This window comes from Bacillus sp. FSL W8-0920 (assembly GCF_038593215.1).
GTDB classification, from domain to species: domain Bacteria; phylum Bacillota; class Bacilli; order Bacillales; family Bacillaceae; genus Bacillus; species Bacillus pumilus.
The window spans coordinates 1236695-1251014 of the sequence record NZ_CP151974.1; the positions used below are offsets into that span (position 1 = coordinate 1236695).

Sequence of the window (14320 nt, forward strand, 5' to 3'; positions counted from 1 at the left end):
GTGTTAAACTTCCTATGAAATATTCCGATAAAAGAATTGTAGGGTTGATAAGCCCTAGAATAAAGGACTTTTTTCAGACAAGGACGTCTGTTAGGTCCCACATACATGGAGGTAATAGGAAATGAGAATTAACCACAATATCGCAGCACTTAACACATTGAACCGTTTGTCTGCAAACAACGGTGCTAGCCAAAAGAACATGGAGAAACTTTCTTCTGGTCTTAAAATCAACCGTGCAGGAGACGATGCAGCAGGTTTAGCAATCTCTGAAAAAATGCGTGGACAAATCCGCGGACTAGAAATGGCTTCTAAAAACGCACAAGACGGTATCTCTCTTATCCAAACAGCTGAAGGTGCATTGACTGAAACTCACTCAATCCTTCAACGTGTTCGTGAACTAGTTGTACAAGCTGGAAACACGGGTACACAAGACGATACAGATCTTGGTGCAATTCAAGAAGAAATCAATAACCTAGTTCAAGAAATTGGTAACGGTACGGATAAAAATGGTATCTCTGATCGTACTGAGTTCAACGGTAAAAAATTGTTGAATGGTGATTTTGAAACAGCTACATTAACTTTCCAAATTGGTGCAAACAAAGCACAAAAATTAGATGTAAACATCAAAGCAATGTCTGCTGATAAACTTGGAACAGACCCAGCTGATGCAACTAAAACAGTTTCAGCTCTTAAAGTAACTGATTTTGCAACTATTGCTGCAGGTGCTGCAGGTGGTTTCAATGATCAATTAGATATCGTTGATAATGCAATCAAACAAGTGTCAGATCAACGTTCTAAACTAGGTGCGGTTCAAAACCGTCTAGAGCACACAATTAATAACCTAGGTGCTTCTTCTGAAAACTTAACAGCTGCTGAGTCTCGTATCCGTGACGTTGACATGGCGAAAGAAATGAGTGAGTTCACAAAGAACAACATTCTTTCTCAAGCGTCTCAAGCAATGCTTGCACAAGCGAACCAACAGCCACAAAACGTACTTCAATTACTACGTTAATGACAGGCCCCTTAATGGGGCTTTTTTTTATGGTGTTTTTTTCTTCGATTTTCCCCCAGTCTTATGATTCTTAAATCCCTCTGGTAAGTCATGAAAAATGACCTTTAAATTTGATATACACTAGCGAAATGATCATAATAAATAAGGCTTTTTCCTTATTTAATCCTTTTTTGTTAAACAAATTCCATTAATGTTCGATAAATGGATTGTAAGGCTTACAAAAAAATTCTAATTTAGAACTTTTGGACAAGGATGTTCAATTGGTTCAAACACATGGAGGTAATAGGAAATGAGAATTAACCACAATATCGCAGCACTTAACACACTGAACCGTTTGTCTGCAAACAATGGAGCAGGACAAAAGAACATGGAGAAGCTTTCTTCTGGTCTTAAAATTAACCGTGCAGGAGATGATGCAGCAGGTCTAGCAATCTCTGAAAAAATGCGTGGTCAGATCCGCGGATTAGAAATGGCGACGAAAAATGCTCAAGACGGTATCTCTCTTATTCAAACAGCTGAGGGTGCATTGACTGAAACTCACTCAATCCTTCAACGTGTACGTGAACTAGTCGTTCAAGCTGGAAACACTGGTACACAAGATGAAACAGACCTTGGTGCAATTCAAGAGGAAATTGATGCACTAGTTCAGGAAATTGGGAACGGTACAGATAAGAACGGTATTTCTGACCGTACTGAATTCAACGGAAAGAAACTTCTTGATGGAACTTTTGCTGCTGAACCAGAAGACGGAGAACCGAAAAAACTTACTTTCCAAATTGGAGCTAACGGTGCGCAGCAATTGTCAGTTCATATTGAAGCAATGTCTGCTGATAAACTTGGAGTTGAGGATAAAACCGTTTCTACTATTAAAGTAACTGATTTCGCCGAAATTGCAGCAGATGAAGAAGGTGGGTTTAACGATCAATTAGCAATCATTGATGGAGCGATCAAACAAGTTTCAGACCAGCGTTCTAAACTTGGAGCAGTCCAAAACCGCCTCGAGCACACAATCAACAACCTTGGTGCTTCTGCTGAAAACTTAACAGCTGCTGAGTCACGTATTCGTGACGTTGACATGGCGAAAGAAATGAGTGAGTTCACAAAGAACAACATTCTTTCTCAAGCGTCTCAAGCAATGTTAGCTCAAGCAAACCAACAGCCGCAAAACGTACTTCAATTATTACGTTAATGAAAAAGCCCCACTAAGGGGCTTTTTTTGTTTCAATCTAATGAAAGCAAGTGCTGTAAACGAAAGTCAGGAACCGCTTCATGGAAAAAAGCTCGATTGCGTTTATCGTCCTCTTGATCCCACTGACTCCACCATTCAGCCGTTTCTCCAGAAGTGTCAGCTTGAATCATGTCAAGCAGCTGTTCTAAGTTGATGATGTCTCTCGGTTCTATTAAGAAAGAATGCATCCGGTGATACGCTTCAAGACGTTTAGGCTGTTTTGTGACAATGGCGTATTGTACGTAGCGATTTAAAAATTCCTGTACAAACGTTAAATGAGGAATGGTTTTTTCTCCTTTTAACTCGACGCCTTCCCACGCCATATCAGCAATTGCACAAAGCCACCAGCCAAGTTCACTCGCGTGCTGCATTTGTTGTAATGTGTCCTTTTCAAAAGATAGCCGCTCATTTTCTTGTGCTTGTTTGAGCATGCGCTCAAGAGTTTGTGCTTCGAGTGCGGCCTTTGTCATTCCTTGACCATGAATGGGATCTAATGTACACAAGGCATCGCCCATCACCAATAATCCACTTGGCCAGTCGTGCATTTGTTCATAGTGATATCTCACGCAAGAAGGGACTCTAAACCCTTTTGGCTTTGTATAGGGCGTTAAATGAGTGATGGCATCTGCTATTGCGGGATGGGTCAGTGCAGCTGTTTCTGAATCAAATTGATCAGCATCCGTTGTTGGATAATGTGCTCCGCCAGCTGCAGAGAGAAGAACAGCTACTAAATCATGATCTACCCGTTCAAATAGTCCTGTTGGGATTTGCCTTTCCGGCTGACCCACTACGACCATTGATTGCTGGTATGGCGCTTCTGGTTGCATCTTGTAGTATCTTGTGCTGTAACCGAGTGACACCGTTAATTCATCTGCCCGTGGTAAGGTCAGTCCAGCATCCTTCAGCCATTTTGGCAATTTAGACATTCTTCCAGACGTATCGATCACTAAGTCTGCTTTCATTTCACGAATGCTTCCTGGTTTTTCATGCCGATCTTTCACGACCAGTCCAATGACTTGGTTTGTTCCCTCTTGCAACTGAAGTGAGAGGGCTTCATGTTTTTCTAAACATTGCACCCGTCCCTCATTTAACATTCTTTGCATCAGCACCCACTCTAGCATGGCACGTCTTGTGACGGCTGTTTCTTCGGTATCAGTAAGCGTTAACTCACCATCTTTTGTAATAAAACGAGAGGTTTGATGCCACGTATTAAATCCGCCCATTGTCAGTAACTCTTTTGTATAACCAGGAAATAGACGTTCCACTATTTGCTTGCCTAGTGGCAGCATTCTATGTGGATGAAAAGCTTGAGGAGTGCCGAGACGATTCTTAGGAGAGTCTGGCATTTCGTCCTTTTCGATAATGAAAACTTGATGATAAAACGTTGATAAAACTTTTGCAGCGAGTATTCCCGTCATACCGCCGCCAATGACGATCGCCCGCTCATATGTCATAGGTTGTCTCACAACATGCGCCTCCAATGAATATATAAAATGATTACATGACCATTTCATCATATGTTGATACTTGAATTATAGCAAATTTACGTTTTGTTGAATATAAAGAGGGAATTTCCTTCTTTTTACTCGTACATATGAGAAATAACTTTCATCATCATCATTATTTTTTTAAAAAAACTATTATTTTAAGAAGAACGACCGATAAATAATACAAGGGGGTAGAGAAAATGGATATACTACAGAGTATAGTGACAGCAGCACCTTATATGATGCAGATTTTAAAAAATGAAGTGACGATGGGTGTCATTGACCGAGAGAAATTTTTGCTGTATTTGCCATCGAAAGATGTTGATTTTCAAATTCGAGCTGGTGAACGTATTAAACCAGATGATCTGAATATGAAAAAAGCGTTGAGAGGTGAGACATCGAGTATGTTTGTGCCTGAATCAGTGTATGGAGTACCATTAAATGCGATGGGATTGCCTATTTTTGATGAAAATGGGCAAGTGATTGGTGCCCTCGCTTTAGGATTTCCACTCAAAAATCAAATAGAGCTTGAAGCGTATATGGATTCATTGAATGACATTATTCAAAGTATTCAAGAAAAAGTGCACGTGGTGGCGGCACATTCAGAGGAGCTCTCTGCTACAAGTGAGGAGATGACCTTACAAACGCAGCAAACTCTTGAAAGCTCGAAACAAACAGCCGATATTACAAAAATGATTAAAGGCATCTCGAAACAAACGAGTTTGCTAGGATTGAATGCGTCAATTGAAGCTGCCAGGGCAGGAAAAGAGGGAGCAGGTTTTAGTGTTGTAGCAAGTGAGGTTCAAAAGCTTTCAAGTGAAACTTCACGTGCAACAGAAAACATCGAAAGCTCACTGCAAGGAATCTCCTCCAATATACATACATTACTTGAAAGTATGGACCATATGAAAGGTTCTTCATCGGAACAGGCTTTACTTGTGACAGAGTTTAGTGAAATTGTCGATCGATTGACGACGGTTAGTAAGAATATGAAGAAATTCATGCAAACCGTCATGTCAACGTAAAAAACGAATCCAAGAGGGATTCGTTTTTTTGATGCATTATTTTCTCTTGTTCTGATCAAAGCGATAATCGTAGGTGTCGCCTTTCACCACATTTAAAAACTCATGTCCAATTTGAACAAGCTGTCCGTTTTTCCATTTGATGAGAGGGTCCTTATCAGGGTATTTCCAGTAAATCGTTTTCTTGCGGTGGGTCAGTTTGTTTTCAATTTCTGCTCTGACTGCGTTTTCCTTTAGCTTTCCTCCGCTATGCTGATAGGTGTTGATGATGTACATTCCGTCAGGTGATGACATCGAGCGGATGAATGTTCCGTGAGACACGCCTTGAAGAGAGAAGCATTTCCAATAAATAATGCCAGCGAAGCTAAGGAGTAAGATGATAAGAGTGAGGGTGGTTTTCTTTTTTAACATGAATTCCTCCAGATGTAGATCACAATATTTCTAATTTATGAGAGAGAATACAAAAAGATTCATATAGTCCAAAAGTTCTATTCGTTTCAATTATCGGTCATTTTTTCTCAAAATTCAACAGAATGCCGTAAATGTAAGGAAAATTTAAGGAAGAATTCAAGTGGTATATTTGATTCGAAACCTCTTTACAAAAGAATGAGGGATCAGTAGACTTATGCTCATATAAAGAAATGGAGCAGATGACATGAGGCAAATTATCGATACGTATGAAAATTATGAAGAGCTCTCCGCTCATGAAAGAAAAGGGATTGATTATCAAATTCTTCACAAGCGGAAAGGTAACCAGCTGCTAGTTTTGTCTCCTCATGCTGGAGGAATTGAATCAGGCGTGAGTGAGCTTGTTCATGAAATTTCTAGTGACTATTCTATGTATTTATTTGAAGGCCTTAAAGTAAAAGGCAATCATGTTCTTCATATTACAAGTACACGCTTTGATGAGCCGCTTTGCCTTTCAGAAGTGCATACCCATCATTATACGTTTGCACTTCATGGCTACGGAGAAACAGAGGTGCTTCAAACGTTAGTGGGAGGTACAGACAGAGAAAGAGCGGCAGAAACTGTGAAGCGTTTAACACTAAATGGCTTTCAAGCATTGCTGCTAGCCGAATCTGATCGTTTTTCTGGAACGCATCCTGATAATATCAATAACAAATGTCTGACAGGAAAAAGTGTACAACTTGAAATTAGTCAGGCGCAAAGAAGAGCATTCTTTCAAGACTTTAGGCGTCAATACCGGCGAGATACACAAACTGAACAATTTTATCGGTACACAAATGTACTCAAACAAGTATTAGCCCTTTATGAATAAACTTTTATGCGATGATTTACGTTTGATAAACTGCTTCTTTTTCAGCGACTCTTTCTGCTTTCATTAAATAAGACGTAAACTCCTGTTGAAAGCGAATACCTGCTTTTCGCTGTTCGAATAAGGCAAGCCGTTTTTCAGCAAAAGCCCAAGTGACGTGAAACGTTTGAGCAATATGCAAAATGGCTTGCTGCCGAAGGGGTGGAAGCTTCATTTTCATCAGTATAAAGGTTGGAACACAAAAGTGATACATGAATTGTTTTGCCTGAAACTCCTGCAGTTCTCGAAAGAGTTTGTTCATTTTGAAATGATTGCCTGTATGCTTTAGCACATGACAAAGCTCGTGGGCGAAATCCTGCCACTGTTCTTCAGGTGATAGGGATCTGTTTAAGATAATACTGTAAAGACCTTGATGCTGGATCATCATGCTGCCAGTCTCCTCGTAATGGACCCACACGCGAAATTCAGAAGCGATCCTTTGCATCTCTCTATAAGCAGGACCGCTTATTTGTAATTGAGCATATAAACGCTTAATATCTTCTTCTAAATGGGTTAAAAAACCAGTCATTTGAAAACCTCCATACAAACGTATGTTCTATTTTTGGCGTAAAAGAAAAGTCCATATAGGACTAAATAGCTAAATGAGCTATTACTTACTTTTATTATCGGCTTATTTTTAACAATTTTAACATAAAATCAAGGAAAAATGGAATTAATTCCTGTTTTTTTCTGTATTTTTGCACGTTTCACGACTAAAAAGAGTGAATTGAATTCAAATTTTACCATAGTCTTCTCATGAAAACAAACAAGTATTGTCTTACGAATGCCACCGATTGATGAGAAAGATCAATTCAATTTAGCAAAAGGGAGTGCAGTACATGGTACAAATTTATCAAGATTTTATTCCAGTTGGAAACGGAAACCGCCCAGGATATGCGATGACACCGGAGTATGTAACGGTGCATAACACAGCAAACACGTCAAAGGGAGCGGATGCGAAAAGTCATGCGGCCTATGTAAAAAGCCCAACGACAGAGGTGAGCTGGCACTTTACAGTGGATGATCATGAAATCTTTCAGCATCTGCCGTTAAATGAAAATGGCTGGCATGCAGGGGATGGTCATGGGAATGGTAACCGGAAGTCGATCGGAATTGAAATTTGTGAGAATGTAGATGGGAATTTTCAGCAAGCGGTCAAACATGCACAATGGCTCATTCAAAAGCTGTTAAAAGAACATCACATTCCGCTAGCAAACGTGGTCACACATCAGTACTGGTCTGGAAAAGCATGTCCACGCCAGCTTCTATCTACTTGGGATGAATTTAAAAAAGGGATTGGAACGGCAGAAGATCCGGAGACGGTCATCACGTATGTCGTGAAAAGCGGTGATACGTTAACGAGTATTGCGAAAGCTCACGGGGTCACAGTTCAGGATTTACAGAAGTGGAATGACATTAGCGATCCGAACAAGATTCAAATTGGACAGGTTCTCAAAATTTATCGTAACGATGCAAAGAGCTTGTATGAGCTGCCAGATGGGGTTTTAAAGGTGACTTCTCCATTGACAAAGGGAGAGCATGTACGCCTCGTCCAGCAGGCGCTTGCTGCTGTTTATTTTTATCCTGATAAAGCAGCTGCAAATAAAGGAATAGACGGAGTTTACGGAGAAAAAACGGCGAACGCCGTAGCGCGTTTTCAGCTGGTAAATGGTTTGACAAGTGATGGGGTATACGGACCTAAAACGAAGGAAAAGCTTCTGAAGCTGTTAAGTAAGTGAGTGTTTCTGTTTGTATGATTGGATGACTGCTTCACTTTGCTCATTTAATCGACGCATATAAGGCGACGACTTATATTCAGCAAACTGAACATATCTCAATTGTTTGATTTTCTTTTTCATTTATTGGCACCTCAATCGTTGCAGCGTATAGATTATTGTATGCAAGTCTATGTGAAAATGGAAGCAGGACGCGGATTTTGTTCCGCGTCCTTTAGTGTAATCAAGCCCTTTTATTTTTATACTCATCCAATAGCTGTTCATTCTTTTTAAAAATACGCTCAGTATGGGGGCTTACCTTGTAATCCGCCATACTAATATGTTGCTTTTTCTTTAAAATCTTAAAAGGGTTTTTCTTGCGATTGTTGTTATCCCCTTGAAGTGCGTGGTCCATCTTCATCACCTTCCTCTTCGTCAGGCAAGATTAGGTCATAAATTGTTGTAAGTGACGTCATTAATAAATAGTCGAACTCAGTGACAATGTCATCAGAGGTGAGCTTAATGACGAAGTGATCATCTGCTACAGAAAACGGGATGAGCACCAATTTGCCGAAATCATCGTAATAGACTTCCTGCCTGTCAAGCTTCGCCTGAATAAGAGAGCGCTGGTCAAGTGTCCGCAGCAGGTCATCTTTTTGTTCCTGCGTATCGTATGGACAAAGAACCGCTTGAATATTCATTTTGTCGGCAAAAGAATAAATGAGTCGTTCAATCCCCTCTATATATGCCTCTACACTTCCATAATATACATGAATCGGTTCATTTTTCAATAGGTATTGGTACGTTTTTAGCTTATTGAGGTAAGAATGAAGTAGATCGTTATTTTGTTCTAGGAGTTGATGGGTGTCGGTTTCCAGTTCGTGATTTCCGAGTTTTTTAATATAGGAGCTGAGAAAGATGAATGCATCGGTTAATGCAAAAAAAACGGCAATAATCAAGTAGTGCATCCAATCGGTGAAGATTGAAGAAGGGTCATTTGTCCAGTACACAACAGCACCAGCTACATAAATCCAATACCACGTTTTACGAATGGCAAACATCTTTTCTTTTACTTTTTGTTCAAAGCGCCATACGGCAAATACATATACAGCAAGAGCACCTAGCAATAACCACACGGTCAATTGAAAAAATAATAGCATGTTCTTCTCTCCCATAGACAGATGGATACTTATTCATTTCTATGGATATGATTGGAAACCCTGCTTCATGAAAAAATGGCTTGCAGGAAAAGGGTGCAGACAAATAAAAAAAGACCTGTCTGACAGGTCTTTGATATTAGATAATCGCATTTAACACAAAGTATATAAGAGCCCCTAGAGTTCCCGAAATCGGTAATGTGATCACCCAAGTGACGAGCATGCGTTTTGCCGTACCCCAGTTTACTCCTTTTACTCTGTGTGCAGAACCTACACCTAGAATAGAAGATGAGATCACGTGAGTGGTACTAACAGGTAAGTGAATAAATGTCGCTCCGAAGATAATAGCTGCACCCGTTAAGTCAGCTGATACTCCGTTTACTGGACGAATTTTCATAATTTTACCGCCGACTGTTTTAATAATCTTCCAGCCGCCAATAGAAGTACCTAGTCCCATTGCAAGCGCACAAGAGAATTGTACCCAGAAAGGAATGTCGTCAGTTGTATGCAAATTACCTGCAATTAAAGCCATCGTAATAATTCCCATCGCTTTTTGCGCATCGTTTGTTCCGTGGGTATACGATTGCAGTGCAGCAGTTAAAATTTGAACACGTCGGAATTGTTTATTTGTTTTTGCGAGATTGTTGTTTCTGAATATAATTTTGATAATGGTATACACGATATATCCCAATACGAAAGCTAGGATAGGTGAAAGCAACAGTGCTTGAATGATTTTAATGAACCCCGAATAGTTTAAAGCGCCAAAACCAGCAGAGGCAATAACAGCTCCTGCAATTGATCCGATCAGTGCGTGCGAAGAACTACTCGGAATTCCGTAATACCAAGTAAGCAAGTTCCAAGTAATGGCCGCAATTAAAGCAGCCAAAATGACGACAGAACCGTTTTGAAGTGTGAAAGGATCTGCGATGTCTTTTGTAATGGACTTTGCCACACCTGTAAATGTCATTGCTCCTAAGAAGTTCATGAACGCTGCCATAATAATAGCATGTCTAGGCTTTAACGCCTTTGTTGAAACCGAAGTGGCAATGGCATTTGCTGTATCGTGGAATCCGTTGATGAAATCAAAAGCAAGTGCACAAATGACAATAAATATGGTAAGGATGAGTAATGTGTCCATGTTTAACTAACCCCGTTACGCATTCTTCATAATGATTGTTTCTAGATTGTTGGCAACACTTTGACAGGAATCAGCAATTTCTTCAAGTGTTTCGTAAATTTCTTTGTATTGAATGACCTTGATTGGATCCGTTTCTTTTCCAAACAAGTTCTTTAGTGATTTACGATAAAGATTGTCACAATTATGCTCGATCTCTTTGATTTTGATTGCGTGTGGTTGAATATCTTTTAAGCGATTTTCAGCCAGTAAATCGATTGTAATTAAAATTTCCTTTGCACATTCTCTGATGTAGTGGCTGAATTTGTCGATATGTTCGTCAGAGCTTGTCATTGAATAAATTTCCATTGTCGCTGAAAAATGCTCAATTCCATCTAAAACATCGTCGAGGCTATTCGTCAATTGAAGAATGTCTTCACGTTCAATCGGCGTAATAAAGGCTTTGTTCAGCTCTTTAATCATCGTATGAACATGATTATCACCTTTTGTCTCATATTCCTTCAATGTGTCAGAAAATTCTTTCAGAGTGGTTTGATTTGTTACTTTATAGCTAACAAAATACTCAGCAGTTTCATCTAAATTTTTAGCAATTTCCGTTAACAAGACGGAAAACTTGTCTTTTTTCCTTTTTAACATGTAAAAACCCTCCATTGTATAAATGAGACAATGCACACATCAAATAATTATATATTCTTTTGTCGAAAAAAAACAGGTGTAGTCGAAAATTTCTTCACTTTTTCTATTTGATCTTATTCTGACCTAAAGATGTGTTCTCAACACACCTTTTTCAGAAAGGAGAAAAGAAATGAAAAAAGCGGTCCATTCTTGGCGCCGCTTAAAGCTTAAGAAGCTGAATAAACTAGTTTAAATCGCTCGCAAACTAGGAGCATGTCTTCTTTAAATTCTAATCCGAACGGTTTGAGTGCTTCTGTGAAAAATGCTTGATGGGCTTTGTACCAATAGTTATAAGAAAGATCGCCTTCACCTTCTGCTTGGGCAAATGATTCTGGAACCTCATTCATTGGCATGACATCTACATGTGTGATCTCTATGATGGCTTTTGGTTCGTCATGGCTGTCCAAAATGACCGCATATTGTCCTGCCTTTGGAAGCGGCTCCTGTTCCTTTTCGTAAAAAAGATGTCCAGAACATGTCGCTGTTTTTTTCCCTTGCAGAACAAGGTCAAGTAAATGATCTGGGTCTGCTCCAAATGCCCAAGCGGAAACAGATGCGTCAATTGGTGCGCTTTCTGATTTTTCTTTCCAATAAGTTTCCCAAAATAAGGTGCTCTGCTGATTCATCATTCTTCCCCCTTTGTGATGCGTTTATTATACCGCGAAATCAAAGACTTGAAAGGATAGTGTCTTTATCCCTACTTTGTACATGTGTCATATGTTTTGAAAATCCGCTTTATATTTGGTGAATATAGGAAGAAATAATGAAAAATTTAGAAATTTTAGAATAATCTATTGTATTCTGGTCAAGAAGTCGGTATGGTCAAAGTAAGAATATGGAAGGGGTGTTGTGTATGAAACGCATTTCTCTAACTATTTTGTCCATATGTCTGTTGGTTTTCTCGTTTTTTCTGCCTGTCAGTCAGGTCACTGCAAACGAAACTCATGGGAATAAAGTAGCTGTTGGGAAGGATGGCATGGTGGCTACTGCCCATCCACTCGCATCAGAAGTGGGTGCAGATGTATTAAAGAAAGGTGGAAACGCTGTTGACGCTGCTGTTGCCATCCAGTACGCACTGAATGTGACAGAGCCAATGATGTCTGGAATTGGTGGCGGAGGATTTATGATGGTTTATGATGGGAAGACAAAAGAAACATCCATCATCAATAGTCGAGAAAGAGCACCACAAGGCGCAACACCAGACATGTTTTTAACAGATGAGGGGAAAGTCATCCCGTTTGCTGAGCGATCCACACACGGTAATGCTGTTGGTGTTCCAGGGACTGTGAAAGGTCTTGAGGCGGCATTAGAAAAGTGGGGAACCCGCTCGATGAAAGAATTGATTAAGCCTTCCATTGAGCTTGCAGAGGATGGATTTGAAATCGATTCTGTTCTGGCAAAAGCCATTGATGATCATCAAGGAAAATTGAAAAAAACGGCCGCAGCGCCAATCTTTCTTCCAGATGATCAGCCGCTCAAAGAAGGAGACCTCCTAGTTCAGCCAGGTCTTGCAAAAACATTTAAGCTCATTGCGAAAAAAGGAAGCAAAGCATTTTATGAAGGAAAAGTAGCAAAGGCACTTGCAAATACAGTCCAGGATTTTGGCGGGACGATGACAACTGATGACATTGGTCGTTATGAGGTCGAGACTGACAAGCCTATCTGGGGAGACTATAAAGGATACCAGCTTGCAAGTATGCCTCCACCAAGCTCAGGCGGGGTGTTTATGCTGCAAATTCTCAAAATACTTGACCACTTTAACCTATCTCAATATGACCCCAAATCATTTGAAAAATATCAGCTACTTGCTGAAACAATGCATCTCTCCTATGCTGACCGTGCTGCATATGCCGGCGACCCCGAGTTCGTAGATGTTCCACTAAAAGGACTATTAGACGATGATTACATTTCAGAAAGAGCCTCTCTTATTCAATTAGATCAAAAGAATCGTAACCCGAAAGAAGGAGATCCGTGGGCGTATGAGGATGAAAAAAATCCATCTCCTATTGTTCCACAGCCTGAAGATAAAACCATTGGTGAGACCACACATTTTACTGTTGCCGATCAGTGGGGAAATGTTGTGTCATTCACGACAACCATTGAACAGTTATTTGGTACAGGGATTCTCGTCCCGGAATATGGTTTCTTCTTAAACAATGAACTAACAGATTTTGATGCAAGACCAGGCGGAGCAAATGAAGTTCAGCCGAATAAACGACCATTGTCTAGTATGACACCGACCATCATTTTTAAAGATAATGAGCCTGTCATGACAGTAGGTTCACCGGGAGGAACGACCATTATTGCTTCTGTTTCACAAACCATTTTGAATTTGCTTGAATATGAGATGGAGCTTCAGGATGCAGTTGAAGAACCAAGAATTTACACAAACAGCCCAACTTCTTATCGTTATGAAGTAGGTGTCCCTCTCGATGTGAGAACAAAGCTTAATGACATGGGACATCGTTTCGGCAATTCGCCTATTGATATAGGAAATGTCCAAGCGCTACTCATTGATCGAAAAGCAGGAACCTTTACTGGAGTGGCTGACTCCTCGAGAAACGGAACTGCCGTTGGCGTCAATTTAAAGCTCTCTGCCCAATAAGAACATTTCCCGGGAAAAGAAGCGCCTCTTGAGGATGGCGTTTCTTTTTTTATTTAAATAAATGAAACATAGCTGATCAGAGAGCGGAAGACGCTTCGCTATTTATGAAGTACAGGACTGTATGTATTTCGATGGCTAAGGGCCTTTTTTCCGTATGAATGATAATGTTGTTGCTGACATCAAAGAGCAAGTACTGAGTGATTAGAGAGAGGAAGTCACATTTAATAAGAAGTAGAGCAGAGTTGATGAAAGATGCAGAAGACTGCCTCTTTTTTTATAAAATTTTCCCTAGGAACATTGACTTATAATTTAGAATATTATAATATCTTTACAAAGGTAACAACATTGAACATTTTTCAGGATGCATATTTGTAAGCGCTTTATAAAAGGTTCTATTCCAAAATGTTCTTTCTTTTTGTTACATGTGTTCATATTTATACCAAATGAAAGGAGTGGTTGTTTGAACAACTTGTTTGAGTTAGATGAACAACTGATTAAGCTGCAGTACGATGCATCTTCAAGAGAGGAGGTGACCACATATTTAGCAGAGCGATTAGAAGCGGGAGGATATATTAAGTCGAGCTTTTTACCAGCGGTGCTTGAAAGAGAAAAAACATATCCTACGGGCCTTCCACTTGCGACCTTTGGGGTAGCAATTCCACATACAGATCCTGAGCATGTGAACAAACCGGCGATTAGTGTAGCCACTTTAAAGGAACCTGTTATCTTTCACAAGATGGGGAGCCCTGATGAAACTGTGCTGGCTAAAATTGTGTTCGTCCTAGCAATCTCTGAACCTAGTAAGCAGCTTGTGATGTTAGAGAAGCTCATGACACTTTTTAGAAAAGAAGAGGTGATGACGAAGCTGTCTGATATGACGTCGTATGAAGAAGCGGTTGCTGTGCTTCAGAAAGAATTAAACCAATAGCCTTTCACAAAATAATGTAAGCGCTTTATATGAAAAATCCA

The 14320-nt window shown here is 40.0% G+C and carries 15 protein-coding genes; 7 read left to right on the forward strand and 8 right to left on the reverse strand.

Translation table 11 applies throughout. The features are described 5' to 3' along the window. Positions 1-121 precede the first annotated feature (121 nt). Positions 122-1012 (forward strand): flagellin Hag, encoded by an 891-nt coding sequence (hag, locus tag NSS78_RS06040; protein ID WP_044141244.1) that lies wholly within the window; start codon positions 122-124, stop codon positions 1010-1012. A gap of 289 nt (positions 1013-1301) precedes the next feature. Beyond that, a complete protein-coding gene (gene hag, locus NSS78_RS06045) occupies positions 1302-2201 on the forward strand; it encodes a flagellin Hag (protein ID WP_003211802.1) in 900 nt (299 codons plus the stop codon). Between the two features lie 32 nt (positions 2202-2233). Here hag (NSS78_RS06045) and NSS78_RS06050 read toward each other — a convergent pair whose 3' ends face one another. Further along, positions 2234-3706, reverse strand: coding sequence for an FAD-dependent monooxygenase (locus tag NSS78_RS06050; RefSeq protein ID WP_212045777.1), 1473 nt, complete (start codon positions 3704-3706; stop codon positions 2234-2236). Positions 3707-3927: 221 nt separating this feature from the next. Between NSS78_RS06050 and NSS78_RS06055 the strand changes: the two genes are divergently transcribed. Then, positions 3928-4752 carry a methyl-accepting chemotaxis protein gene (locus tag NSS78_RS06055; RefSeq protein ID WP_050945225.1) on the forward strand — a complete coding sequence of 275 codons (825 nt, stop codon included), beginning with the start codon at positions 3928-3930 and terminating at the stop codon, positions 4750-4752. A gap of 36 nt (positions 4753-4788) precedes the next feature. Here NSS78_RS06055 and NSS78_RS06060 read toward each other — a convergent pair whose 3' ends face one another. Beyond that, complete coding sequence (locus NSS78_RS06060; protein ID WP_058014230.1) at positions 4789-5160, reverse strand: DUF5412 domain-containing protein; 372 nt, start codon at positions 5158-5160, stop codon at positions 4789-4791. Between the two features lie 244 nt (positions 5161-5404). Between NSS78_RS06060 and NSS78_RS06065 the strand changes: the two genes are divergently transcribed. Then, positions 5405-6028 carry a poly-gamma-glutamate hydrolase family protein gene (locus NSS78_RS06065; protein WP_309216527.1) on the forward strand — a complete coding sequence of 208 codons (624 nt, stop codon included), beginning with the start codon at positions 5405-5407 and terminating at the stop codon, positions 6026-6028. 16 nt (positions 6029-6044) lie between these two features. On the opposite strand, the gene NSS78_RS06070 is transcribed toward NSS78_RS06065, so the two are convergent. Next, entirely contained in the window at positions 6045-6593 is a 549-nt protein-coding gene (locus NSS78_RS06070; RefSeq protein ID WP_050945223.1) for an ImmA/IrrE family metallo-endopeptidase, read from the reverse strand. 310 nt (positions 6594-6903) lie between these two features. On the opposite strand from NSS78_RS06070, the gene NSS78_RS06075 reads away from it, so the two are divergent. Next, positions 6904-7803: an N-acetylmuramoyl-L-alanine amidase gene (locus tag NSS78_RS06075; RefSeq protein WP_050945222.1), complete on the forward strand. Its 900-nt coding sequence runs from the start codon at positions 6904-6906 to the stop codon at positions 7801-7803. Positions 7804-8023: 220 nt separating this feature from the next. Here the strand turns inward: NSS78_RS06075 and NSS78_RS06080 are convergent, their stop codons facing one another. The 5 genes from NSS78_RS06080 to NSS78_RS06100 all read right to left on the reverse strand — a co-directional run bounded on the left by NSS78_RS06080 (position 8024) and on the right by NSS78_RS06100 (position 11372). Continuing rightward, on the reverse strand, positions 8024-8200 hold the full coding sequence (locus NSS78_RS06080) for a type II toxin-antitoxin system SpoIISB family antitoxin (protein ID WP_080984789.1): 177 nt from the start codon (positions 8198-8200) through the stop codon (positions 8024-8026). Further along, complete coding sequence (locus NSS78_RS06085; RefSeq protein ID WP_050945221.1) at positions 8169-8939, reverse strand: type II toxin-antitoxin system SpoIISA family toxin; 771 nt, start codon at positions 8937-8939, stop codon at positions 8169-8171. The genes NSS78_RS06080 and NSS78_RS06085 overlap by 32 nt, the downstream gene beginning before the upstream one ends. A 136-nt stretch (positions 8940-9075) precedes the next feature. Next, positions 9076-10074 (reverse strand): inorganic phosphate transporter, encoded by a 999-nt coding sequence (locus tag NSS78_RS06090; RefSeq protein WP_003210927.1) that lies wholly within the window; start codon positions 10072-10074, stop codon positions 9076-9078. 15 nt (positions 10075-10089) lie between these two features. Further along, positions 10090-10707 carry a DUF47 domain-containing protein gene (locus NSS78_RS06095; protein WP_003212390.1) on the reverse strand — a complete coding sequence of 206 codons (618 nt, stop codon included), beginning with the start codon at positions 10705-10707 and terminating at the stop codon, positions 10090-10092. 206 nt (positions 10708-10913) lie between these two features. Further along, entirely contained in the window at positions 10914-11372 is a 459-nt protein-coding gene (locus NSS78_RS06100) for an ASCH domain-containing protein (protein ID WP_309216532.1), read from the reverse strand. 227 nt (positions 11373-11599) lie between these two features. On the opposite strand from NSS78_RS06100, the gene ggt reads away from it, so the two are divergent. Together ggt and NSS78_RS06110 are read left to right on the forward strand one after the other, a co-directional pair. Then, a complete protein-coding gene (gene ggt / locus NSS78_RS06105) occupies positions 11600-13351 on the forward strand; it encodes a gamma-glutamyltransferase (RefSeq protein ID WP_253622704.1) in 1752 nt (583 codons plus the stop codon). Between the two features lie 460 nt (positions 13352-13811). After that, entirely contained in the window at positions 13812-14279 is a 468-nt protein-coding gene (locus NSS78_RS06110) for a PTS sugar transporter subunit IIA (protein ID WP_106029849.1), read from the forward strand. The last annotated feature ends 41 nt before the right edge of the window (positions 14280-14320 follow it).

Excerpts from the sequence above, each read along its gene's own strand:
- hag (WP_044141244.1), top strand. The coding sequence starts at position 122 with ATGAGAATTAACCACAATATCGCAGCACTTAACACATTGAACCGTTTG.
- hag (WP_003211802.1), top strand. The coding sequence starts at position 1,302 with ATGAGAATTAACCACAATATCGCAGCACTTAACACACTGAACCGTTTG.
- NSS78_RS06055 (WP_050945225.1), top strand. The coding sequence starts at position 3,928 with ATGGATATACTACAGAGTATAGTGACAGCAGCACCTTATATGATGCAG.
- NSS78_RS06060 (WP_058014230.1), bottom strand. The coding sequence starts at position 5,160 with ATGTTAAAAAAGAAAACCACCCTCACTCTTATCATCTTACTCCTTAGC.
- NSS78_RS06065 (WP_309216527.1), top strand. The coding sequence starts at position 5,405 with ATGAGGCAAATTATCGATACGTATGAAAATTATGAAGAGCTCTCCGCT.
- NSS78_RS06070 (WP_050945223.1), bottom strand. The coding sequence starts at position 6,593 with ATGACTGGTTTTTTAACCCATTTAGAAGAAGATATTAAGCGTTTATAT.
- NSS78_RS06075 (WP_050945222.1), top strand. The coding sequence starts at position 6,904 with ATGGTACAAATTTATCAAGATTTTATTCCAGTTGGAAACGGAAACCGC.
- NSS78_RS06080 (WP_080984789.1), bottom strand. The coding sequence starts at position 8,200 with ATGAAGATGGACCACGCACTTCAAGGGGATAACAACAATCGCAAGAAA.
- NSS78_RS06085 (WP_050945221.1), bottom strand. The coding sequence starts at position 8,939 with ATGCTATTATTTTTTCAATTGACCGTGTGGTTATTGCTAGGTGCTCTT.
- NSS78_RS06090 (WP_003210927.1), bottom strand. The coding sequence starts at position 10,074 with ATGGACACATTACTCATCCTTACCATATTTATTGTCATTTGTGCACTT.
- NSS78_RS06095 (WP_003212390.1), bottom strand. The coding sequence starts at position 10,707 with ATGTTAAAAAGGAAAAAAGACAAGTTTTCCGTCTTGTTAACGGAAATT.
- NSS78_RS06100 (WP_309216532.1), bottom strand. The coding sequence starts at position 11,372 with ATGAATCAGCAGAGCACCTTATTTTGGGAAACTTATTGGAAAGAAAAA.
- ggt (WP_253622704.1), top strand. The coding sequence starts at position 11,600 with ATGAAACGCATTTCTCTAACTATTTTGTCCATATGTCTGTTGGTTTTC.